The sequence below is a fragment of the Rhodanobacter sp. Soil_C_14 genome (assembly GCF_057657335.1).
In genome coordinates, this window is the sequence record NZ_JBDGIQ010000002.1 from 231,173 (window position 1) to 253,374 (window position 22,202).

General features: G+C 68.7%; 25 protein-coding genes. 4 read left to right on the forward strand and 21 right to left on the reverse strand.

Annotation, left to right across the window (positions count from 1 at the left end; genetic code table 11):
- Positions 1–11: 11 nt before the first annotated feature.
- From imuA to AC3A56_RS06635, 5 genes are all read right to left on the reverse strand, one after another.
- The gene (gene imuA / locus AC3A56_RS06615; RefSeq protein ID WP_056715339.1) at positions 12–635 is read right to left on the reverse strand and encodes a translesion DNA synthesis-associated protein ImuA; all 624 of its coding nucleotides are present in this window, start codon (positions 633–635) and stop codon (positions 12–14) included.
- Complete coding sequence (gene lexA, locus AC3A56_RS06620; protein ID WP_056715361.1) at positions 635–1,255, reverse strand: transcriptional repressor LexA; 621 nt, start codon at positions 1,253–1,255, stop codon at positions 635–637. The genes imuA and lexA overlap by 1 nt, the downstream gene beginning before the upstream one ends.
- Positions 1,256–1,504: 249 nt before the next feature.
- Entirely contained in the window at positions 1,505–2,419 is a 915-nt protein-coding gene (locus tag AC3A56_RS06625; protein WP_487769754.1) for a hypothetical protein, read from the reverse strand.
- On the reverse strand, positions 2,403–3,635 hold the full coding sequence (locus AC3A56_RS06630) for a hypothetical protein (RefSeq protein WP_487769755.1): 1,233 nt from the start codon (positions 3,633–3,635) through the stop codon (positions 2,403–2,405). Before AC3A56_RS06630 ends, AC3A56_RS06625 begins: the two co-directional genes overlap by 17 nt.
- Positions 3,636–3,649: 14 nt before the next feature.
- Entirely contained in the window at positions 3,650–4,987 is a 1,338-nt protein-coding gene (locus tag AC3A56_RS06635) for an APC family permease (RefSeq protein WP_056715333.1), read from the reverse strand.
- 116 nt (positions 4,988–5,103) lie between these two features.
- Here AC3A56_RS06635 and AC3A56_RS06640 point away from each other — a divergent pair, with 116 nt between their 5' ends.
- From AC3A56_RS06640 to dinB, 3 genes are all read left to right on the forward strand, one after another.
- Positions 5,104–5,427 carry a hypothetical protein gene (locus AC3A56_RS06640; protein ID WP_056715331.1) on the forward strand — a complete coding sequence of 108 codons (324 nt, stop codon included), beginning with the start codon at positions 5,104–5,106 and terminating at the stop codon, positions 5,425–5,427.
- Positions 5,428–5,513: 86 nt separating this feature from the next.
- Positions 5,514–6,416 (forward strand): ATP-grasp domain-containing protein, encoded by a 903-nt coding sequence (locus AC3A56_RS06645; protein ID WP_487769756.1) that lies wholly within the window; start codon positions 5,514–5,516, stop codon positions 6,414–6,416.
- A gap of 57 nt (positions 6,417–6,473) precedes the next feature.
- The gene (dinB, locus tag AC3A56_RS06650) at positions 6,474–7,547 is read left to right on the forward strand and encodes a DNA polymerase IV (RefSeq protein ID WP_487769757.1); all 1,074 of its coding nucleotides are present in this window, start codon (positions 6,474–6,476) and stop codon (positions 7,545–7,547) included.
- Positions 7,548–7,551: 4 nt separating this feature from the next.
- Here dinB and AC3A56_RS06655 read toward each other — a convergent pair whose 3' ends face one another.
- The 15 genes from AC3A56_RS06655 to AC3A56_RS06725 form a co-directional block, all read right to left on the reverse strand.
- Positions 7,552–8,202, reverse strand: coding sequence for a hypothetical protein (locus tag AC3A56_RS06655; protein ID WP_487769758.1), 651 nt, complete (start codon positions 8,200–8,202; stop codon positions 7,552–7,554).
- Positions 8,199–8,855: a TadE/TadG family type IV pilus assembly protein gene (locus tag AC3A56_RS06660; RefSeq protein WP_056715320.1), complete on the reverse strand. Its 657-nt coding sequence runs from the start codon at positions 8,853–8,855 to the stop codon at positions 8,199–8,201. Before AC3A56_RS06660 ends, AC3A56_RS06655 begins: the two co-directional genes overlap by 4 nt.
- Positions 8,852–9,364 carry a tetratricopeptide repeat protein gene (locus AC3A56_RS06665; RefSeq protein WP_487769759.1) on the reverse strand — a complete coding sequence of 171 codons (513 nt, stop codon included), beginning with the start codon at positions 9,362–9,364 and terminating at the stop codon, positions 8,852–8,854. The genes AC3A56_RS06660 and AC3A56_RS06665 overlap by 4 nt, the downstream gene beginning before the upstream one ends.
- Positions 9,349–9,690 (reverse strand): DUF192 domain-containing protein, encoded by a 342-nt coding sequence (locus AC3A56_RS06670; protein WP_235580623.1) that lies wholly within the window; start codon positions 9,688–9,690, stop codon positions 9,349–9,351. The genes AC3A56_RS06665 and AC3A56_RS06670 overlap by 16 nt, the downstream gene beginning before the upstream one ends.
- Before the next feature lie 8 nt (positions 9,691–9,698).
- Positions 9,699–10,589: a type II secretion system F family protein gene (locus AC3A56_RS06675; RefSeq protein ID WP_204110463.1), complete on the reverse strand. Its 891-nt coding sequence runs from the start codon at positions 10,587–10,589 to the stop codon at positions 9,699–9,701.
- Positions 10,586–11,434, reverse strand: coding sequence for a type II secretion system F family protein (locus tag AC3A56_RS06680; protein ID WP_487769760.1), 849 nt, complete (start codon positions 11,432–11,434; stop codon positions 10,586–10,588). The genes AC3A56_RS06675 and AC3A56_RS06680 overlap by 4 nt, the downstream gene beginning before the upstream one ends.
- Positions 11,431–13,149: a TadA family conjugal transfer-associated ATPase gene (locus AC3A56_RS06685; RefSeq protein WP_056763681.1), complete on the reverse strand. Its 1,719-nt coding sequence runs from the start codon at positions 13,147–13,149 to the stop codon at positions 11,431–11,433. Before AC3A56_RS06685 ends, AC3A56_RS06680 begins: the two co-directional genes overlap by 4 nt.
- Positions 13,150–13,159: 10 nt before the next feature.
- Positions 13,160–14,512: a type II and III secretion system protein family protein gene (locus AC3A56_RS06690; protein ID WP_056763680.1), complete on the reverse strand. Its 1,353-nt coding sequence runs from the start codon at positions 14,510–14,512 to the stop codon at positions 13,160–13,162.
- Positions 14,513–14,514: 2 nt separating this feature from the next.
- On the reverse strand, positions 14,515–15,306 hold the full coding sequence (gene cpaB / locus AC3A56_RS06695) for a Flp pilus assembly protein CpaB (protein WP_487769761.1): 792 nt from the start codon (positions 15,304–15,306) through the stop codon (positions 14,515–14,517).
- Between the two features lie 5 nt (positions 15,307–15,311).
- Complete coding sequence (locus tag AC3A56_RS06700; RefSeq protein ID WP_056715297.1) at positions 15,312–15,518, reverse strand: hypothetical protein; 207 nt, start codon at positions 15,516–15,518, stop codon at positions 15,312–15,314.
- Between the two features lie 17 nt (positions 15,519–15,535).
- Positions 15,536–16,192 (reverse strand): hypothetical protein, encoded by a 657-nt coding sequence (locus AC3A56_RS06705; RefSeq protein ID WP_487769762.1) that lies wholly within the window; start codon positions 16,190–16,192, stop codon positions 15,536–15,538.
- Positions 16,182–17,096 (reverse strand): TadE/TadG family type IV pilus assembly protein, encoded by a 915-nt coding sequence (locus AC3A56_RS06710; RefSeq protein WP_487769763.1) that lies wholly within the window; start codon positions 17,094–17,096, stop codon positions 16,182–16,184. Before AC3A56_RS06710 ends, AC3A56_RS06705 begins: the two co-directional genes overlap by 11 nt.
- Before the next feature lie 21 nt (positions 17,097–17,117).
- Positions 17,118–18,092 carry a hypothetical protein gene (locus AC3A56_RS06715; RefSeq protein ID WP_487769764.1) on the reverse strand — a complete coding sequence of 325 codons (975 nt, stop codon included), beginning with the start codon at positions 18,090–18,092 and terminating at the stop codon, positions 17,118–17,120.
- A gap of 48 nt (positions 18,093–18,140) precedes the next feature.
- Entirely contained in the window at positions 18,141–19,724 is a 1,584-nt protein-coding gene (locus AC3A56_RS06720) for a pilus assembly protein TadG-related protein (protein WP_487769765.1), read from the reverse strand.
- 117 nt (positions 19,725–19,841) lie between these two features.
- On the reverse strand, positions 19,842–20,126 hold the full coding sequence (locus AC3A56_RS06725) for a hypothetical protein (RefSeq protein WP_007807412.1): 285 nt from the start codon (positions 20,124–20,126) through the stop codon (positions 19,842–19,844).
- 363 nt (positions 20,127–20,489) lie between these two features.
- Between AC3A56_RS06725 and AC3A56_RS06730 the strand changes: the two genes are divergently transcribed.
- Complete coding sequence (locus AC3A56_RS06730; RefSeq protein ID WP_487769766.1) at positions 20,490–21,494, forward strand: OmpA family protein; 1,005 nt, start codon at positions 20,490–20,492, stop codon at positions 21,492–21,494.
- Between the two features lie 52 nt (positions 21,495–21,546).
- Here the strand turns inward: AC3A56_RS06730 and AC3A56_RS06735 are convergent, their stop codons facing one another.
- Positions 21,547–22,173, reverse strand: coding sequence for a trimeric intracellular cation channel family protein (locus tag AC3A56_RS06735; protein WP_487769767.1), 627 nt, complete (start codon positions 22,171–22,173; stop codon positions 21,547–21,549).
- Positions 22,174–22,202: the final 29 nt, after the last annotated feature.

Sequence of the window (22,202 nt, forward strand, 5' to 3'; positions counted from 1 at the left end):
CGCGCCCGCCATCAATGCAGGGCGCGCGGCAGCGCCACCGGCTGGGCGGGCACCGCTCCGCCACGGCATTTGCGCACCCATACCCGCACCTGCGGCCGCGCTTCCAGCTCCAACCGCAACGCCGCCGGCGAGGCATTGGAGAGATGCCGCCGGTCGCGGAACGCGAACGCCAGCGCGCGGCCGCCGTCGGCGGCCACCTGCAGACGCCGCAACGCGCGATCGTCGGCCTGCCGTGGCCACGCCAGCACCGCGGCGCAACTGCCCGAGCGCAGGCATTGCTCCGTCGCCCACAACACGTCGGTCTCGGCTGCCGTGACGATCTCGATCCGGCGCATGTCCACGCCGTGCTGGCGCCAACCGGCCACGCAGGGCAGATACGGCGGCGCCACCAGCACCACCGGCCGCGCGCCCTGGGTGAGGCGCGCCAGCGTGGGCAGCACCAGTTGCAGTTCGCCCACGCCATCCAGCGGCAGCAGGATTTCCGACAGCGCCGCCGCCGGCCAGCCGCCGCTGGGCAGCACCGCATCCAGCGCGGCCCAGCCGGTGGGCTGCTCACCGGCGGGCGGCGGTTCGGCCCGGCCGCGCCAGACCCGGCGCGCATCGAGCAGGTTCGACAAGGGCATCACGGCCGCCATCAGCCGCCCCTCAGCAGGCCGGCGAACAGGCCTTCGATGGCGAAGTCCTCGCTGGGGTCGGGATCGATCGGCTGGTAACCGGGACTGTTCGGCAGCAGCCGGATCACCTCGCCTTGCCAGTACAGCCGCTTGATCGTGAAGCGGTCGCCGCCGACGCGCGCCGCCACCACCTGGCCGTGCCGCGCCACCGGCGTGGCGTGCACGCCGACCAGGTCTTGGTCGAGGATGCCCTCATCGCGCATCGAGTCGCCGACCACCCGCACCAGGTAATCCGGCGTGAGCCGGAACAGCCAGCGCGATACCCGCAGGCTGCGCTCGATCCGCGACTCGGAGAACAACGGCTCGCCGGCGGCGATGCGGCCGACCAGCGGCAGCTCCAGGGTGTCCGCGTCCAGCGCGTCGGGCGCCTCCACCAGGCGGATGCCGCGCGAACGGTTCGGCTCGATCGCCAGCCGCCCCTTGGCCTCCAGCGAGCGCACGTGCTTGAGCACCGCGCTGACGTGGGGCAGGCCCATCGCCTGGCCGATCTCCTCCAGCGTGGGCGCCTGGCCATCCCGCGCCACGCGGGCCCGGATGAATTCGAGGATGTTGGACTGGCGGCTGGTCAGGTGCAGGCTCATGGCCGCCATGTTTTCACCTTTTGTGGTGAAAATATAGTCTGGCGATGCATCGCCCGTTCGGCAAAATGGCATGCGAGCCGTTGCGGCAGCTCAGTTACGCGGCATTAACAAACCGTGTAGTACATTAAGCCCCATGTCGTGAGACACTCTTCCCGCTGCGTGGCGAGGCTCCCCCCCTCCTCCACGCGATCAAGACGGAACCCCCCGAAAACCCGCAGATCCCCCTCTGCGGGTTTTTTTCGTCCATCGTCAACGCCCGCCTGATGGCTGCGCCTGTTCATTGGCCTGGCGCACGGCCCGCACAAAGCCGCCAAACGGAATGTCGGTGATGCCCACCAGCCCGATGTGGCTGTTCTCGCCATCGAGCAGGCGGCCGGTCACCGGCTGGTCGGTGTATTCGAACCAGTGCACGCCGACGACCTGCGGATTCGCCGCGGCGGCCGCGAGGTACTTCGCATAGGCTTCGCCGCGCTGCGCCTCGTTCCCTACCGGCACCACGCCTGCGCCAAACGGGCCGCGATCGTTCGAGCCGAAGTGGAATTCGCTGATCAGCACCGGCTTGTCCAGCGCCTGCATCCGGACCATGTCGATGTGGTGCTGCGGCAGGTCGGCGTAGGCGTTGAAGCTGACCACGTCGCAATACTGCGCGCAGGCCGCGACGACTTCGGGCGTGTACACCGCGAACCGGCCGCCGAGGAACAGATGGTGCGGATCGTGGCGGCGGATCGTGGCGGCCACGATGCGAAAGTAGGCGTCGGCGTAATGACTCAACCACGCGCTGTAGTCGCGGGCAATCGCCGGATGCGCCTCGCTCGGCACGGGCGCGACGTAGCCGGTGGCGTCCAGCGCTTTCCACGAGTCCAGTGGAATGCCCCACGCGGCGGCCAGCGCCTGCGGCGTCGCGTACTGCTTGCGCAGCATCGCGATGAAGCCCTGCTTGGCCGGGCTTGCCGCCTCGCCCGCCAGGGTGCCCAGCGCCAGTCCCCAGCGACCTTGCGGTCCGATGCCGGCCCAGGCCAGCTCGTTGTCGGCGAAGTAGCCGAGCAGCCAGGGATCGTCGCACACGTCGGCGCTGGCCTTCGCCACCGCCACCTCGGTGGCGGCGACGAAGCGGGGATCGAACGGGTCGGGCATGCGGCCCCAGTAATTAGCCACTGGAAACATTCGCGTAGTCGCCGGCGATGTTGATCGAGCGCGTATACGGCAGCCGGTGAGCCCGGCCCAACGCCGGATCGCTCCAGTTGCCGAGGGTGTTGAAGCCCCATGCCTGCAACCGATCCAGCGTGCGCGTGCGCCATGCGGACAACCAGCCCGCACCATCGATGCGATACAGGTTGGCCGCGTGGAAGTCGAACCAGCGTCCGTGGTCGTGGCCGATGCCGTTGCTGGCGGCCTGCCCCGGACGCCGGCTGTCGCCGCGCCCATGAAACGCGGCCCATGCGCCACGATCCGGCGGCAGCCCGGTGAACATGAACTCGCGCCCCTCGACACGAGTGCGCTGGTCCCCGACGTTGACCGCATTGACGCCCAGCGAAAAGAACGGATGACCTTCGGGCGTCACCAGCTGCCAGCGCCCCGCCTGCCTTTGCGCGTGGAACCAGCCGGTCTTGCGCAGCTTTTGGCCGTCCAGACGTCCGCCATGAGCGTCGACGCCGGCGGGCTTCGCGGCCTCCGGAGCGGCCATGACCGCCGCGCGCAGCGCGGCATCGGAATCGATCTTCTCCGGCCAGCGGCCGCGCGTGGATTGTCCGTAGCGATCGACGATACCGGCATAGGCTTCGTGCAGCATGGCCTCGCCCGCCGTGGTCGACAGCTTGCCGAACAGCAGGGTCTGCACCGCTTGCGGCCCCGGGATGCCCAGGCGAATCGCGCGCACGTGGTGTCGATCCAGCGTGCCTTGCACGGTGGTCGCCAGCAGGATCGACCGGCCGCGCAGCCCGAACGGCATCGGCGGCCCCACCTGCATGCCCTGTTCGCGTGGCGAGGTGGCGCGCAGCGGAACCACCAGCGTCTGCGCCGGCCCGGCAGGCACGCCCACGCGCGCCTGCAGACGCTGCGACCCGGCACCATCGATCTCGATGTCCAGCGTCACCGCCCACGGCATCGCGTTCTGCACCCGCACATGCAGCTCGCCCTCGCCCGACCAGTCCCACGCATCGCCCGCCGGGGTCATCACGATCGACGGATGCGCCGCCGGCTGGAACGCGTAGCGCTGCTGCGCCACGCCGTCAGCCGCGTGTTCCACCGCGCCGACACGGCGCACCTGGTCCAGACTGACCCGCGCACCGACACGGGCCAGATCGGGCAGCTCCGGTGCAGCGGCGTGGCAGGGCTGCAGGCTGCAAAGGCAACACAGGGCGAGCCAGCCGCGCCATGTCATCGCGCGTGCCCGTGCTACCCGACCGGATGCCGGCGGACCCAGTGCTGCCAGCCGTAATACACCGGCACGCCCAGCGCGATGATCAGCAGGCTCATGCCGGCGTCGCCCGGGGCATGGATCGCGCTGGCCACGATCACGCCGAACACGGTGATCACGAAGATCAGCGGCAGCAGCGGATAGAACGGCACCCGATACGGCGCCGGCTGGTCGATGAAGTGCTTGCGATACCAGAACAGGGTGCCGATGCCGAACACGTGACCAAGCCACTCGCCCACCGTGGTGTAGTTGAGCAACTGGTTGAAGCTGCCCGAATAGGTGAGCACAGCGGCCCAGCCGCCCAGCAGGGCCAGCGCGATCTGCGGCGCGCGGGTGCGCGCGTCGACGCGTCCGGCGGCACGGAAGAACACGCCGTCGGCGCCCATCGTCTGCAGCACTCGCGCACCACCGGCGATCGCGATGCTGCAATAGCCGAAGGTGGAACAGGCGATGCCCACGGCGATCACGGTGGCGCCGGCGTCGCCGAACAGGCCGCGCATCAGGTCGGCCGCCGGCGCCGTGCTGGCGGCAAGCCCGGCATGGCCCAGTCCGGCCAGGTAGGCGTAATTGACCAGCACGTAGCAGACCACCACGCCGACCATGCCCATGCCCAGTGCCCGCGGCAGGGTGCGTTGCGGATTGCGCACCTCACCGGCGAGATCATTGAGATAGTGGAAGCCGCCATAGGTGAACAGCACCGGCAGCAGCGCGCCGGCAAACGCCCAGGACGACACCGGATGGAGCGTGTCCGTCGCCAGCACCGGCCCCGACTGGCCATGCGCCAGCACCAGGCCGGCGACCACCAGCAGCGTGACGGCGACCAGCTTCAGCACGGTGAAGATGTTCTGCATCCACGCGCCGGCGCGGATGCCGAACAGGTTGATGCCGACGATGAACACGATCGCGCCCACCGCCACCGGCTTCACGTACACCTGCGAGGGCAGGCCCAGCGCCGTGCACAGGTAGTCGGCAAACATGGTCGCCACCGCGGCCACGCTGCCGGGGTAGTTGATCAGCGCCATGGTCCAGCCGAACAGGAAACCGGGCAGCAGACCGAACGCCTCGCGCAGGTAGACGTAGATGCCGCCCGCCTGCGGGCGCCGCGCGCCCAGCTCGGCGTAGCACAGCACGCCGGCCAGCGTCAGCAGGCCGCCGATCACCCACAACACCAGTACCTCCGCCCCGGAGGAGGTGCTGCGTGCCACGGTGGCCGGGGTGAGGAAGATGCCTGCCCCGATCACGCCGCCGATGACGATCATCGCGGCGTCCCAAGTGTTCAGGCGACGGGCATAGGCATTGGCGGGTTCGGTCAGCATCTGCCTACCTTGCCATTGTCCGGGCTGTTTCAGCCAGTCCCATCGGCTGTCTGCTACGGTTCACGCACACGCGAGCGGGTTCCATCCATCGCCTGCCTTCCGGAAGACCGCAAACGATGAACAACCTTGGCCTGCTGCCGCTCTGCCTGGTCGCGCTTGTCCTGGCCAGCTACTACGGCTACCGCCGCTACCTCAAGGCGCGCGCACTGCTGCAGTCCTGGGCCGACGCAAACAGCTACCGGATCCTGCACGCGAAGCGCCGCCTGTTGATGCCCCTGGGCATGTTCTTCACCACGTCCAGATCCCAGGTGGTCTACCACGTGGCGGTCTACGACGACTCGCTCAAGCGCATCCGCTCGGGCTGGGTACGGCTGGGCGCTTACTGGACGGGCGCGATGGATGGCGACGCCATCGAGGTGAGATGGGAACATGAGCACTGAAAGCCGCCCCGGCGCGTGGAGACTCGTCGGCGCGCCCACCCGATGGCCACGAAGAACCGTCCTGCACTCCCCCACGAGGTCCCCTCTTGTCCGCCACCGCCACTCGACTCGCGTTTGCCACCTCGGCCGAACTTCCCTCGATCCAGCCCGATGACGCCGGGCTCGCGCGCCGGCTGGAACAGCGCGGCGTCACGCCGGTGTCCTGCGTGTGGAACGATCCGGCGGTCGACTGGGCGTCGTTCGACGCGGTGCTGATCCGCACCATCTGGGATTACTACAAGCACCACGCCGACTTCATCGCCTGGCTGGACCGGCTCGACCGGCTCGGCGTCGCCACCTTCAACGACAGCCGCGTGCTGCGCTGGAACAGCGACAAGCGCTACCTGCTCGAACTGGCGGCGCAAGCCGTGGCGACCATCCCGACCCGGCTCGCTGCGGCCGGCGAACTTCCGCAGGTGCTGGCATCGATGCCGGGGCAACAGGTGGTGATCAAGCCGAGCATCAGCGGCGGCGCCTGGCATACGCTGCGCGGCCGGGTCGGCGATGCGGCGTTCGCCGACGACGTGGCGCGGCTGCCCTCCGGCATCGACTTCCTGGTGCAGCCGTTCGTGCCGGAGATCGTCAGCGCGGGCGAGTGGTCGCTGCTGTATTTCGGCGGCGAGTTCAGCCACGCGGTGATCAAGCGTCCGGCCGCCGGTGACTATCGGGTGCAGAGCGAATACGGCGGCAGCGTCGAAGCGGTCCGGCCCGACGCGGCCACCCTTGCCGCGGCCGCCGCAGCGCTGGCCGCCGTCGACACGCGGAACCACGGCGAGCTGGCCTACGCCCGCGTCGACGGGGTGGTCAGCGCCGGACGGTTCCTGATCATGGAGCTGGAACTGATCGAGCCGTTCCTGTTCCTGGCCGGGCAGGCACACGCGGCCGAACGGCTGGCGCAGCACCTCGCGCAACGCCTGGACCTGCCGCCGGCGGCTGCGCAGCGGCACTGAAACGACGGCGCTGCGTACAATGGCCCACCCCGCATGCCGTGACGCCCGCAACCCCCGATGTCTTCGCCACGCAAGATCCTGCACGTCGACATGGACGCGTTCTACGCGTCGGTGGAGCAGCGCGACGATCCCTCGCTGCGCGGCAAGCCGGTGGCGGTGGCCTGGCGTGGCGCCCGTTCGGTGGTCTGCGCGGCCAGCTACGAGGCACGCGTGTTCGGCGTGCGCTCGGCGATGCCGGCGGTCAGCGCCGAGCGACTATGCCCGCAGCTGGTCTTCGTGCCGCCGGACTTCGTGCGCTACAAGGCGGTGTCGCGGCAGATCCGCGAGATCTTCGCGCGGCACACCGACCTGATCGAACCGCTGTCGCTGGACGAGGCCTATCTCGACGTCACCGCAACGAAAACCGGCCTGCCCTCGGCCACCGCCACGGCGGAGGCGATCCGGGCGGCGATCCGCGAGGAGACGCAATTGACCGCCTCGGCCGGCGTGGCGCCCAACAAGTTCCTGGCCAAGATCGCCTCGGACTTCCGCAAGCCCGATGGCCTGTTCGTGGTGCGTCCGCACCAGGTCGAGGCCTTCCTCGCCCCGCTGAAAGTGGGCCGCCTGCCCGGCGTGGGCAAGGTGATGGAGGCGAAGCTGGCGGCGCTGCAGATCGTCACCGTGGCCGACCTGCGCGCGCTGGCGCTGGCCGAACTGGAACAGCGTTTCGGTCGCTGGGGCCGGCGCCTGCACGAGTTGTCGCTGGGCATCGACGAGCACCCGGTGCAGCCGGATCGTCCCACCTTGCAGATCTCCGCCGAAGACACCTTCGAGCACGACCTCACCCTGGACGATCTCGAACCGCACATCCGCCAGCTCGCCGCCAAGGCCTGGGCCGGCTACCAGCGAGAACGCGAGCGGGTGGCGCGCACCGTGGTGCTGAAACTGAAGACCTCCGACTTCCGCACCCTGACCCGCAGCCTCACGCCATCCACCCGACCGCTGTCCGCCGACGAACTGGGCGACATCGCCTGCGCCCTGCGCGAGCGGGTCGAACGCCCGGCCGACAGCCGCTACCGGCTGGTCGGCGTGGGCCTGTCCGGCTTCGTCGACCGCGACAGCTACCAGGCCCAGTCCGACCTGTTTGCCTGACCGCTCACTGCGCGTAACGGCGCAGTCGGTCCGCCCGCGAATCGGCCTTCTTTACGTCCATGCGCAGGCTTTCGGGCAAGGCGAAGGTGTCGTCGGGAATCTTCGCGAAGCCGACCGCGGTGGCCTCCATGCGACGGGTGTGGCCGGCGCTGTCCTTGGCCTCGAAGGCCAGCAGCAGGCCGTATTCGGCATCGATCCAGAACACGCCGCTGTCGCTGCCGCCGGGGCCGGCATGGCCGGCGTGGCGGTAGCGCCAGCCGTACGCCGGGCGACCGGCGATGCGGCGACTTTCCACCGGCGCGCAGGCAAAACCGAGATCCCAGCACGGCCTGGCCACGTCGAGCCGGGTGATCGCGCCGATCCGCACGTGGTCGGCCGGCAAGGCCCGCCGCGACGTGGACATCAGCAGCCACGCATGATCGCCACCGCGCAGGATGCGGCCGCGACGCCCTGCGCCCGCGTCGAAGTCCACCCGCGTCTTGTCGCCCTTGATCCAGATCGTTTCGGCGGCGACCCCATCGTGCCCGGCCAGGGTGCGGATGCCGCTGCCTTGCAGCACCGCGTCGATCTTCACGTCGGGCAGCTCGGCCGCCCGAAGGCCAGACGCCGGCAGCGCAAACACGGCCCACGCCATGACGATCAGGCATCGCTTCACGGCAGCACGCCCGCGTCGCGGATCGGCGTCTGCATGCGCACCATCGCCTGGCTCACGATCGGCAGGCGGCCGCTTTCCAGCATGGCGATTTCCCGGGCGCTCAGGCCCTTGTAGAACGATTCGCGGAAGATCGCGATCACCAGCTTGTCGATCACCGGCACGATCATCTTGTAGCCGTACACCACGCGGATCTTCAACACGTTCGCGTCCTGCACGGTGAGCCCGCTGCGGCCGCCAGCGGACGAGGGACGGAACGCCAGGCTGTCGTTGGGAATCGCCTCGACGCCGTCGAACTGCCGCTCCTTCCAGTCGGCGAAGGCGGCCTTGGTCGGGCTGATCACCCTGATCTCGCTGACCAGCGGATTGCTGGCGGCGACGAAGGCCTCGGCATACGCCCTGGTCGCCTCGCCGTTGCCGACCTTGTGCGCGTACAGCGGCATCAGGCCGCGCGCCAGGCCGACCCGCATCGCGCTCATCTTCGCGTTGTGGGTGGCGCCGTTGCGGGCGGCTTCCAGCGCGGCGTAGTCGACCGTGGTCTTGACCCGGTAGAACAGGATCGCCTGCAGGATGCCCAGCAGGAACACGCCGAACACCAGGATCACCACGCAGGTCTCGACCACGGCCTGGCCGCGTTGCCGCCCGCCCAGGTTCATGGCTGCCGTCCGGCAGCAGGTGGCGGGGGCGCCGAGGTGGAGGACGCCGGCGTGTCCGGCGCGGCGCCACCGAGCGCGGCAATGCCATGCGCCATCGCCGCGCTGTCCCGCTGCAGGCCGGCGTCGATGCCGGTCGCATGTTGCGCGCCCTGCGCAAACGCGGCCTCGGCCTGGCGCAGCCGCACGATGCCCAGGTTGTGCCAGGCCTTGGCGTGGCCGGGCTCGATGCGCAGCACGTGCTGGTAGGCGTCGACCGCATCGTCGGGACGCTGCAACCGCACGTAGACGTTGCCGAGGCGGAACCAGAAGTCCGCGTTCTGCGGCAGCTGCTGCACCAGCGCCTGGTAGTCGGCCAGCGCCTGTTCGGGATGGCCGCCGCGGTACGCCTGTTCGGCCCGCTGCTGCCGGGCGACGGTCTTCACCAGGCGCTGCGTGGGCGACGCGGCGCAGCCAGCCAGCGCCAGCAGCATGACCACGCATCCGATGCGGATTTTCAGTGTGCCTGCCATGTCCACTCCTCGCCGCGTGCGGGCGAAAGCGCGGCGATGCCGCCCGGCGCCAGCTCCACCGTCTGCCAGGCGTCGGAACGCAGGCAGGTGCGCCACGGCGGCAGGCTTTCGCAGCATTCCAGCACGCGCCCGTCCCGGTCCAGGAAAACGATGTCCAGCGGATAGCCCATGCCGAATGTGTGCACGCCGCCGCAGGGCGTGAGCCACAGCGCCTGCGCCGCGCCGCCGTGCAGTGGCGGTCGCCCGAGCAGGCCGCGCAGGCGGCTCCATGGACGATCGGCGCGCCACGCCTGCGGCACGATCGGCTGGCCATCGCGAAGAATCACGCCCGATTTCAAAAGATGCCCTCCTGGCGCATGCGCAGGTAGATGAAGTAGCCCAGCACCAGGAAGATCAGCGGGAAGAAGAACAGCACCAGCGGCAGCATCATCTTCACCGGCGCCTCCAGCGCGAGTTTCTCGGCGCGCAGGAAACGCTCCTCGCGGCGCTGCCCGGCCTGCGCCCGCAGCGTGGCGCCCAGGCTGGCGCCGACCCGGTCGGCCTGGATCAGGGTGCCGGTGAAGCTGGAGATCTGCGACATCTCCATCCGTTCGGACATCCGCTTCAGCGCCTCGGCGCGGGGCAGACCCGAACGGATGTCGCGCAGCAGGCGGGTGAACTCCTGCCGCAGCGGACCGGCCGGGCCCTTCTGGGTGGCCTGCTCGATGCCGCCGGTGATGTTCAGTCCCGCCTCCACCGCCATGGTGATGAAGTCCAGGTACACCGGCAGGTCCTTGATCACCAGGCGGCGGCGCTTGCTGCGCCGCTCGCCCAGCCACAGGCTCGGGTAGAACCAGCCGGCGGCGGCGCCGAACAGCATCGCCGTGCCGTAAAGCAGGTAGCCGTGCCGGTCGAGCATGCCCAGCAGCAGCCAGAAGAACGCCGCCACGAGGCCGGCGCCCACCACGCGCAATCCGTACAGCTGCTCCGGGCTCAGCACGAAATCCTGGCCCGCGGTCTGCAGTTGCCGGTGCGCCTGTTCCAGCTTGTCCGCGCCCAGCTTCGGCGCCAGCACGTGGGTGGCGGCGTTGACCAGCGGCCAGATCAGGCGCAGTCCGAACGGCAGCGGGTCCTGGAAGTTGCGATCGGCCACGGGCACCTCGCGCATCAGCCCGTAGATGCCCCAGAAGGCGAAGCCGACGCCACCGCCGATGGCCACGGCAAGCAGGATGACGACCGGGCTCATATGTCGATGCTCGTGATCTTGCGGCACATGCGATAGCCCAGGTACTCCATCACCGCGGCCACCGCGATCACCGCCCAGCCCACGTAGGAGTGATACATCTCGTGCATCGTGTCGGGATAGGCGAAGCTGAGGAAGCCGATCAGGCCGACCGGCATCATCGCCATCACGATGCCTTGCAGGCGGCCCTGGGCGGTCAGCGAATTCACCTTGCCTTCCATGATCAGCCGCCGCCGCAAGGTGTCGGCCAGCGAAGCCATGCTCTCGGCCAGGTTGCCGCCCACCTCGCGGGAAATGCCCACGGCGGAGACGAACAGGGTCACGTCCTGGATCGGCACGCGGTCGTTGAAATGTTCCAGCGCCTCTTCCAGCTTCACGCCCATGCGCTGCTCGCGCAGCAACAGCGCGAACTCCTGCGCCAACGGCGGCTCGACGTCGCGCGCCAGGCTTTCCAGCGCCGGGGTGAAACCCAGCCCCGCGCGCATGCTGCCGGCCACCATCATCAGCCCGTCCGGCAGCTGTTGCTGGATCTGGTTGATGCGTCGCTGGCGCAGCCACCGGTAGATCTTCTTCGGCAGCACCAGGATCAGCACCAGGGTCACGATGGCCAGCAGCGGGTTGCCACTGAGGAACCACACCAGCAGGGGCACCAGCACCATCGCCACGGCGTTGAGGCGGAACAGGTTCCGCTCGTCCATGAACATGAACATGTCGGCGAGATTGAAACGCGCCTGCTCGGTGAAGGCTTCCTGGTAGCGCCCCCAGAACACCGTCGAACTGCGCACCGCCAGGTAGCCGATCGCGGCGACGGCGAGAAACACCACGATCGCGACGGGAAGCAGGCTCATGCGCGATCGTCCTCGTTGATCTTGAAGATCGACAGGTCGACCGGCACCCCGCGATCGGCCAGCTCCTCGTAGAACTCCGGCACGGCGCCGGTGGCCGCGTACTCGCCGCGGACCTTGCCGCCGGGGCCGCCCTGGTCGCGGGCGCGGAAGGTGAACAGGTCCTGCGCCTGGATCGTGCCGCTCTCGATGCCGGTGATCTCCGAGATGTGGGTGATCTTGCGCGAGCCGCAGGGGAAGCGGCGCTGGTGGATGATCAGGTCGATCGCCGAGGCGATCTGCTCGCGCACCACGGTCATCGGCAGGTCCATGCCCGACATCATCACCATCACCTCCAGGCGCGACAGCGCATCGCGGGGCGAGTTGGCATGCGCGGTGGTCAGCGAACCCTCGTGGCCGGTGTTCATCGCCTGCAGCATGTCCAGCGCCTCGCCGCCGCGGCACTCGCCCACCACGATGCGGTCCGGGCGCATGCGCAGCGAGTTGCGCACCAGGTCGCGGATGGTGATCAGCCCCTTGCCCTCGAGGTTGGCCGGACGGGCCTCCATCGCCACCAGGTTGGGCTGGCTCAGCCGCAGCTCGGCCGCGTCCTCGATGGTGACGATGCGCTCGTGGTCGGGGATGAAGTTGGAAAGAATGTTCAGCAGCGTGGTCTTGCCCGAACCGGTGCCGCCGGTCACCACGATGTTCCTGCGCTCGCGCACCGCCACCTGCATGAACTCCAGCATCTGCCGGTTGACCGAGCCGTACTGCAGCAGGTCGTCGCCGCTGAGCTTGCGCTTGCTGAACTTGCGGATGCTCAGGCTGGGCCCGCGCAGCGCCACCGGCGGGATCACCGCGTTGACGCGCGAGCCGTCGGCCAGGCGCGCATCGACCATCGGCGAGCTCTCGTCGATGCGCCGGCCCAGCGGTGCCACGATGCGCTCGATCGCCGCCAGCACCGCCTTGTCGCTGGTGAAGATCACCTCGGACTTCTCGATCCGGCCCGCACGTTCGATGTAGATGTCGTCCGAGCAGTTGACCATCACCTCGGTGACCGTCTCGTCCGCCAGCAGGTCCTCCAGCGGCCCCAGTCCGATCGCCTCGTCCAACACCTGCTTGGCGAGCCGGCGGCGGTTGATCGTGCGCGGCAGTTCGTCGGCAAACTCGCGCTCGATGATTTCCTCGATCAGCGACGAGGTCTTCTGGCGCAGGTCGTCGTCCGTCATGCCGCGCACGTCGACCCGGCGCAGGTCCATCTGCCGCACCAGCGACTGGTGCACACGGGTGCGCCAGGCCAGCATGTCGGCCGATGGCTGCAGCGTCGCTGGGAGGCCAGTCACTGGCGCAGCCGGCGGTTCGACGGCCGGTGGCGAAGCCACCGGGTCGAGATGGACCGGCGCGTTGGCGGCACGCTGCGGCACCCTCACCGGCGCGGCCTCGTCCTGATCGACCAGCACGCGCAGCCGGTACGAACCGATGATGACGATGTCCTCGCGGCGCAGCGGGCCGTGCTCGCCCTGCACCCTGGCCCCGTTGATCACCACCGGGGCGCGGCCACCGAGCACCTCGATGAAGACGCCGCCCTTGCGCACGCTCAACATGGCGTGCTCGCGGCCGATGTTCCAGCCCTGCAGGATCACCAGGTTGTCCTCGCCGCGGCCGATGCCGCAGGCGTTGTGCAGGCAGCGCACCTGGCGCGGGTCGCGGTTGGCGGTTTCGATCAGCACTTCGAACATGGCTTCACCTTCAATCCACGATGTCCTTGCCGGCGACCTTGCGGAAGTCGTCGCGCAGGCGGTCGCTCTTCTCGATCAGTTCGCGGTTCTCCGGCGAGTCGGGGGTGATCACGATCGGCGTCACGAAGATCACCAGGTCGGTGCGATTGCGCTGGAAGTCGCGCGAGCGGAACAGCGCGCCCAGCACCGGGATGTCGCCCAGCCCGGGCACCTTGTCGAAGGTCTTCGAGGCGCTGGCGTCGACCAGGCCCGAGATCACGATGGTGTCGCCCTCGTGCACGTTGAGCTGCGCGCTGGCACGGCGGGTGATGAAGCCGGGATAGCCCTGCACGTTGACGCTGGGATCGATCTTGCTGATCTCGGTCTCGATGTCGGTGGAGATGTCGCCCTTGCTGTTGACCACCGGCGCGATGTGCAGCTTGATGCCGTACTGCTTGTATTCGACCGTGGTTTCGCCCAGGCCCTGGCTGATCGGGATCGGCACCTCGCCGCCGACCAGGAAATCGGCAACGCCGCCGCTGCGGGCGGACAGCTGCGGCGCGGCGAGTTCCCACGCGTTGCCGTCCTGCATCATCAGGTTGATCTGCGAGGCGATCGAGGTGGCGATGCCGAAGTACGACGGCGTGCCGGGCACCCGCAGCGGCAGGTTGGCCGGGCCGCCGTCGGCGCCGATGCCGGCGAAGCCCTGCGGGGTCATCCGGTAGTAAGGATTGGTGACCCAGTCGTGCACCAGGCCGCCGCCGGGGCCGGCGATCATGCTGTCCCACTTGATGCCGAGCTGGTTGATCGCCTTCTTGTCGAACTCCATGATGCGCACGCGCATCATCACGGTGGGCTTCATCTCCACCGCGTTCGCGCTGGTGAAGTCGAGCACCTGCGGGTAGATCTTCCTGATCGCCGCGATGTGCGCCATGTCCGCCTGCGACAGGTCGCTGCCGGTCAGCACCACGTTGCCGCCCACGGTGGCGACCGAGATCGCGCTGTCCTCGCCCAGCAGGCGCTCGACCATCCCGGCCGCTTCCGCGCTGTTGCCCACCACCACGTGCACGCTGACGCTGCGCTGGCTGCCGTCGGCCATCCACAACTGCACCGAGGTGTCGCCGGGCTGGTTCGCGATCAGCACCAGCTCGCGGCTGCCGATCGCCTTGACCTGCAGCAGCTTGCCGTCGCCCACCGCGACCCGCTTGAGCGGGCCGGGCGCGCTCTGCACCAGCGCCTGTCCCGCGTACATGCTGAGCGAATCGCCGATCACCGGGGAGGTCGCGCGCGCCTCGCGCAACGGCAGCGCGAGCGCCGCGGCGCACAGCGCCAGCCATGCCAGAAAGGTCGCCGTCGCCCGGCCGGAATGTTTGCCTGCTTCCATGTTCAACTGTTCCCGCCGATGATGAATTGAATGCCGTTGCCATGCACCGGCCGGCCCAGCCGCAGCAGCTCCGCCTTGCTCAGCGTCTTCAGGTCGAACGGCTGCTGGTTGCCGGCCGGACGCAGCATCACGCGCAACTCGCCGACCTTCATCGCCATGCCCAAGCGCTGCGCGTCGTTCGGCGCGAGCCCGAGCGTGATGTTCGAGTAGGTGTCGTCGTCGCCACCATCCGGATGGCTGCTGCGCAGGCCCTTCGCCCGCTTGCCGGTGGCCAGCACCGGCACGTCGCCGAGCAGCGGGCGGATCTGCTCGCTGCCCTCGCCGTCGAGCAGCAGCAGGATGTCGAGATGGTCGCCCGGCACGATCAGCCCGGAGACCGAGTTGGACTCGTCCACCTGGATCGAATACGCCACCTTGCCCGGTTCGATCACGTTGGAGAAATGGTCGGTGACCCGATCCACCGCGCTGCCGCCGATCGGTGCGCCCTGCGCCAGCGGCACCCGCAGCACCTGGCCCAGGTAGTCCTCGTAGTTGTCGGGCGTCAGTGCATCGGCCGGCACGAACTCGGCCGGTACCTCGCGCACGGCGATGTCGTCCTGGCTGATGCTGGCGCCCTTCTCCAGGTCATGCACCGGCACCACCACCTGGCGCGTCTCGGTGGGTCTGGTCTGCGTGCGCGCGGCGACCTGCTTGTTGATGTAGTGCACCGCCATCAGGCTGGCCACGATGCCGAGCAGGATGGCGCCGCCCAGGTAGAGGAAGTTGCGGTTGACCGCCGGCATGCGTCGTTCCATTCGATTCATATCCAGGAGATGGAGAGTGCGTAGACAAAGCTGGTGTAGGCATCGCGCAGCGCGTCGGCGAGCTGGCGGATGACGTTGGGATTGGCCAGCAGCACCGTCACCAGCAACAGCACCACCACGGTGTATTCGATCAGCGCACTGCCGCGCTGGCGGCCACGCCGCAGCGGCATGGCGGGGTGGCGCGCGTTCCGTCGAATGAACATGTCCGTCGTCCTCCCGTTCACGGATTCACCAGGTTGATCGTCACTTGCGACTGGCCGTCGAGCGGGCTCATCACCAGCGTCATCTTGCTGTCGCCGCGCTCGTAGCGCAGGACGCAGCCGTCGTCGGCGCAGCGGTTGGCGTCGGCCGGTTTCCAGCCATCGGCGCCCAGCCGTTCGCGGAAGAACGCCTCGTTCTGCCGCGGCGAAAGGCGGTTGCGCATCGCCACGGTGCGGGCGGGCGTGGGGTCGTCCGGATAGGCGATGTCGTTGAACACGGTCGAGCCCATCGGCCGCGGCAGGCCCTTGCCGCGCTCGAAGTGTTTCGGCGCGGTGGCCACGTCGACGATGCCGATGTTGCCCTTGCTGCCGCTGCCCGATGCGCTGACCTGCACGGTGACGTAGTAGTCGCCCTCCATGTGGCCGACCACCTGCGCCGCGCCCATCGGGTTCACCACCACCCGGCCGTTCCACAGCTTGCGATAGAAGGCCACCACCTCGGCCTGGCTCTGCGACGAGGTGAACACCCGGGCATGCATGTCCAGCCCGTTGAAGACGATGTGCCGGGAAACGTCGGCCGCATCCGTGCCGGCCGGCAGGTCGGGCTGCGGCCACGCCGCGGCGGCGGTGCCCGGCAACAGGGCGACGGCCAGCAGCAGGCCGCGCCTAATGCACATCGCGGTACCTCGTCAGCTTGTCGGCGGGCACGGCGTCGGGCGCCATCCGGCCCAGCTGGAACTTGTCGAAGCCGGGGGTGAACAGGTCGTTGACGATGGGGATCTTGCCCAGCACGTTGATCACGTCGCTGAGCACGTCATCGACCTTGTCGCCCAGCGCACTGGTCGGCACCAGCGGCCGGATCACCTCGCGCACCGTGCGGTTGTACATGGCGCCCGACGCGGCTTCGCCGTTCCTGCGTTCGCCGCCGCCGGTGGCCGCCCAGGTGTCTGCCAGCAGCACGGTCCGCGCGGAAAAATCCAGCTGCGCGGTATCGAGCGGATCGAGGAAGGCCAGCGCCCGGCCGTCGGCGCCCTTCAGCTTCTGCGGTCGCGCATGCACTTCGGCGGTGACGAAACCCTTCGGATTGGGCGGCAGGTTGCCCAGCGTCCTGGTCGCCTTGGCCACGGTGCCCAGTGCGCCATCGAGGAAGGTCGGCGCGGTTTCCTGCTGGTAGACGCTCAACGACACGTCGGAAGTCTTCAGCAGCGCCTGGTTGGCGAAGCTGGTCAACATGGGATCGCCGAACGCCGCCGGCGTGCGCGCGGAGGACTTGATCGGCGCCTTGGCATCGGCGAACTGGCGCGCGCGCAGTGCGGTCTGCACGGTGGCCTTGCGCGGCAGGCCGGCGTCGGCCAGGGCCGGATCGACGGTGGCGGCCCAGGCCGCCTGGCGGGCGGCGGCCTGGGTCTGCTGCTTGATATGGATGTACTGGCCCAGCAACATCACGCCCGCCGCCAGCGGCACCAGCACGATGCAGGCCACCGCCATCTCCACCAGGCTCTGCCCGCGCTGGTGCCGGCCGCCGATCGACGACGACATCGTGGCCGTGCGCAATGGCTGCGTTGGAACAGGGCGCGTCATCGTCGTCTCCATGGCCTGGTGCTAGCGGGCCTGGGTCACGGCAAGCTTGCCGGGCAGCACGAACACCTTGTCGTCGATCGGCGTGCCGACGCTCATGCTGTCGGTGGTCAGCTGGTAGCCATTGCCGTCGGCCGGCTTGTTCGACAAGGTGATGTTGTCGACCGGCGCGTCCATGCGGTCGGCGTCGGCCGCGGTATCGGTGACGAAGCCCCACTTGCTGCCGCCACTCCACACGCAGGTTTCACCCTGGGAGCTGCTCAGGCGCACGCACGGCTGGCCGGCCACCTTCGCCTCGCCCGCGGACTGGCCGACCAGGTCGCCCTGGCCCTGCTTCTGCAGCTCGCCCATGACCTGGGCCCGCAGCTTCGCGTCGTCCTGCGCCACGTCATCCTGTGCCGCGCCGTCCTCGTCGTCACCGGCAACGGCTTCGCGCACCACGCCGTCCGAATGCTCGCGGGTGGCGGTACCCTTGACCAGATCCGCGACCGTGGTCGAGCCTGGCTCGACGATGGTCAGCCGCGCGTCGTGCACCGGTTCGAACACGCAGCCCGCGGCAGACGCCCCGGCACTCCTGAAGTCCCAACGATCCGCCTTGACCGCCATCCGCTCGCCGTCGTACCAGGTTTCCAGATAGGTGTGGCCCAGCTTGGCCACCACGTCGTCGGCCAACGGCTTCACCGGCACCGCCCCGGCGCTGCAGCGGGCGAGCGCCTCGCGATAGGTGTGTTCCGCCGCGGGCACGCCATCGTGCAGCAGCACGCTGGTCTGGTTGAGGTGGATCGGCGGCGTCTTCTGCGCCAGGTTGACCGCGCCGTCCTGCGCATCACCGCCACTGTCGCCACCGTCGCCGGCCGAGCAGCCGACCAGCGGCACGGTCGCCAGCAGGACGGTGCACAACGCCACCGACAGTTGCCGCAGAGGGCCTCGGTGACCCGGGGTGTTGCTGCTGCACGATCCCTGCGCGATGTCGCTCCGTGTTGTTCTTGCTTCGATCATGGTTTGCTGTTTCCACTGGGTGTGAGGGGGAAGGTGTGCCGCTGGCCGTCAGGATTTGCCCGGCACGCAGGGAGCCACGGCGCCATAGGCGATGGCGACCTCCTGACGGGTGTTGCATGGCGTGTCGATCAGCCGCGCCTGCCAGTAGGGACTGAACAGGCTGCCCATCTCGCGGCTCGACGGGCTGATCACGTTGTCGAACAGGCCGAACCCGCGCGGACGGCTGAAGTACACCTGGGCCGAGGACAGGGCGGTCATGTCGTTGGCGACGGTCTGGTCGGGCGCCTCGAAATCCGGCGGCCCGCCGATGCCCGGCACGTTGTCGCTGGTGCGCACCGTCTTCATCGGCTGCTCGACCAGCACGGTGAACACCGGGCCCACGTCCATCGCCTCCACGCCGTTCTGCTTCGCGCTGCGATCGTTGTCGTAGGGCACGGTGGCCTTGTTGTCGGCGATGTCGTCGTAAGGTTGCAGGCCGGGGCTGCTGGCGGGCGTGTAGTTCCTGAGCCAGGCCTTGCTGCTGCCGCCGATGGCCGGCGAGGAAAGCACCTTCTTGCCCGCCTTGCCGTTGTCGATGCCTTCGGCGTAGCGCTTGTAGTGGCCGCGGTCGATCTCGTACGGCGAATCCCAGCCGCGGCCGTTGTTGAAGCCCGGGCTGGCCACCGAGCGGAACGAGCGCGACATGCTGTTCACCGCGGCACCGCCACCCCAGGCCAGCGGCTCGTTCACGCCCAGCCAGCCGACCTTGACGTTGAGCGTGTCCACGCCCACCCACTGGGTGTAGCCGACCAAGTCGGTGCCGCCACGCTTGTGGATCGGCCCGATGCCGCCCTTGCGCTCGCGCGAGAAACCGTCGCGCGCCTCCATCACCACGTTGGCGAAGCGGTCGGCCCCGGCATCGCGCCGGCCGGAGGTGGGGATCGTGTAGTGGGTGACATAGGAGCGCGCGTCGAGCGCGCCCTGTTCCAGCAGCGCATAGCCACGGGCGCCGATCTTCGCCTTGCCGTCGGTATTGCGCTTGACCACCTCGGGCACCAGCTTCAGCGCCTCCTGCGATTCCACCGTGGCGATGCCGCGCGAGGCGACGGAGTACGCCTTGTTGATCGCCGCGATGGCGGTCACGCCCGCCGAGAACGCCACCTGCATGCCGTCGCGCAAGGTCTTCACCACCGTCTTCACTTCATTCAGCGCGGTGACCACTTCCTGCAGCGCCGCGCCCACCTCGGCGCCGACGATGCTGACGTCGAAGATGATCGCGATCGCCTGCACCGCATCCTTAAAATTGTCGGTGCCGCGCAGGGTGAAATTCGTCCACGAATACCAGCTGGTCATCTGCGCCACGGCCACCTCGTTGGCGACCTCGGCACGGTTCATGTAGGCGATCAGGTTGTACGCGCGCGCCTGCTGCACGGCGGCGCTGTAGGCCGCGGCGTCGGCGGCGTTGACCAGCTCCACCTTCTTCGACACCGCCTGCCCGGTGTTGAACACCACGATCACGCCGATGCACAGCACCAGGAACGCCACGACCGCCAGCACCAGCGCCTGGCCGCGCTGGCGGCCACGCGCACCGGCACGCGACGGCCGCCGCTTCGCACCGTCGCCACTTGTTCCATCGTCGCTCGACCAGGCCATTGCACACCCCCATGTCGGGAACCGGACACCCGTGCAGGCCGGCATCGCTGCCGGCGCGCACGGACGCCCCCGCGAACGCGGCAATGCCGCATCCGGTTCGTCAGTTCTTGGCGGTGCTTACTTGGCGGTGGCGTTGTTGTAGCTGTTGAGGGTCTTGTCCTTGGTGCCCTCGGAATGGGCCTTGTTGCCCTGGTTCTTCGCCCGGTTGATGTCCTGCGTTGCGCTCTGGCCGGAGAGCTCCTTGGCCATGCCGCCGATCTGGGCGCGGGCAGTGCCGCCGAAATACGTCACGGCCGCAATGGCGGCGATCGCGATGAGGGCGGTGATGATGATGTACTCGGTCATGCCCTGGCCACGCTGGCGGACACGGATCCCTGTGTTGCGAATGAAACGAGCTTTCATGGGCTACCCCTTTCTCTAGTGATGGTGGGACCGCCGACACGGCCGGCCCAGACAGACTTCGATGGAAGGTGATGCGCCCCCTGGTCAGTCATCTCGACCACGCACCATGCAGGAGCGCCAACGTCATGCTTTCGCAGATGGCCACTCCTGTCGCAGAAACTTACCGAAGGCCTGCTGCAGATTTGTGAAGGCAGCGGCATGCAGGACTTTTTTTGCGAAACGCGTCACACAAACGGCGAAAATGCGCCGCGATTCAAACGCTGTAGCTGAACGGGCAAGGCCATGCAGCACGTGATCGCGATGGCGTCCGGGGATGATTTGCTAAGGTGCCCGCTCTTCGAATGTCGCTGGAGACGTCCATACATGCGCAAGCTCCCGCCCCGCCCGCTCGTCCTCGTGCTCACCCTCGTACTCCCCTTGTTGGCGGCATCGACACTCGCCGCCGAACTGCCCCCGCACGACGTATCCGGCAGCCACGACCATCCGGTGGTGTCGCGCTTCGCCGACTCGGTCATCGTGGGCTACGCGCAGAAGGATTACGGCAGCGCGACCCTGCCACTGGGCCGCTACGACGCCGACCAGCCGAGCCGCTTCGCCCGCAGCGAACCGGCGGAAGGCAAGCTCACCCGCATCGCCTATGCGGTGCCGGCCGGCAAGAGTGCGCTGGAGGTCTACCGCAATTTCGCCCAGGCGCTGAAGGCCGCCGGTTTCCAGTTGCGCTTTCATTGCAGCGGTGACGAGGGTTGCGGCGGCTTCGATTTCAGCAGCACACTGATCGAGCCCCTGCTCGACCAGATGCACGGCGACCGCAACCTGATGGTCTCCACCCTGGAATCCGCCGACGGCAACGTGCAATCGCTGACCGCCCGACTGCAGCGACCCGGCGGCAACGTCGATCTTTCGCTGCTGGTCAGCCAGAACGAGCAGCAACCCGTGGGCGTCCTGCTGCAGATCGTCGAGGCCAAAGCCATGGCCACCGGCCAGGTGACGGTCGACGCGAAGGCGATGAGCCAGGGCCTGGCGCAAAGCGGACACATCGCGCTGTACGGCATCCACTTCGCCAGCGACAGCGCGGTGCTGGACAAGTCATCCGGCGGCACGCTGGCAGAGATGGCGAAACTGCTGAAGACGCAGCCGTCGCTGAAGGTCTGCATCGTCGGCCACACCGACAACAGCGGCGCACTGGCGCACAACCTCGCCCTGTCGCAACAGCGCGCCGAGGCGGTGACGAAGGCGCTCATCGCGGATTACGGCATCGCGCCGGGCCGGCTCGCGGCGAAGGGGCTGGCCTCCTACGCGCCGGTGGCCAGCAATCGCGACGACGACGGCAAGGCACGCAACCGGCGCGTCGAACTGGTCGAGCAGTAACGCGCGGACATCGGCCGAGCGGGTCGCCGGCGGCAGGCGGCCCGCGCCGCGCTCACTCGTCCCGCGGGCGCCCGAAGCGCGGCAGGTTCCAGTGCCAGTGCAGTGATGCAAAGCGCAGGCCGAAGCAGGACAGGATCGGCAGCCAGGTGGCCCATACCGCGGGCCAGTGCAGATATTCGCCGAGCACCGCCAGCGCGGCGCCGGCCAGTGCGGCCAGCGCATAGATCTCCTGCTGCAGCACGATCGAGACCCGCGCCAGCAGCACGTCGCGCGCCATGCCGCCGCCCACGGCGGTGATCATGCCAAGCAGGATCGCCACCTCGGCGTTGTGGCCGAACACCAGCGCCTTGTGCGCGCCGTACACCGCGAACAGGCCCAGCCCCATCGCATCGAACAGCCGCACCGGATAGGTCAGTCGCTCCACCCACGGATACGCCACGATGGTGAGCAGGGCGGCGATCACCGCGGTCAGCAGGTAGCGCCAGTCCGACAGGCCCGCCGGCGGCACCGCGCCGATGCACAGGTCGCGGGCGATGCCGCCGCCGCAGGCGGTGATGTAGGCGATCGCCAGGATGCCGAACAGATCGAGGTTGCAGCGCCGCGCGGCGGTGGCGCCGCTGATCGCGAAGGCGAACGTGCCGGCCAGGTCGACCAGGTTGAACAACAATTGCTCGTTCACGTTGCCGACTCACTGCGGGCATGCCGACG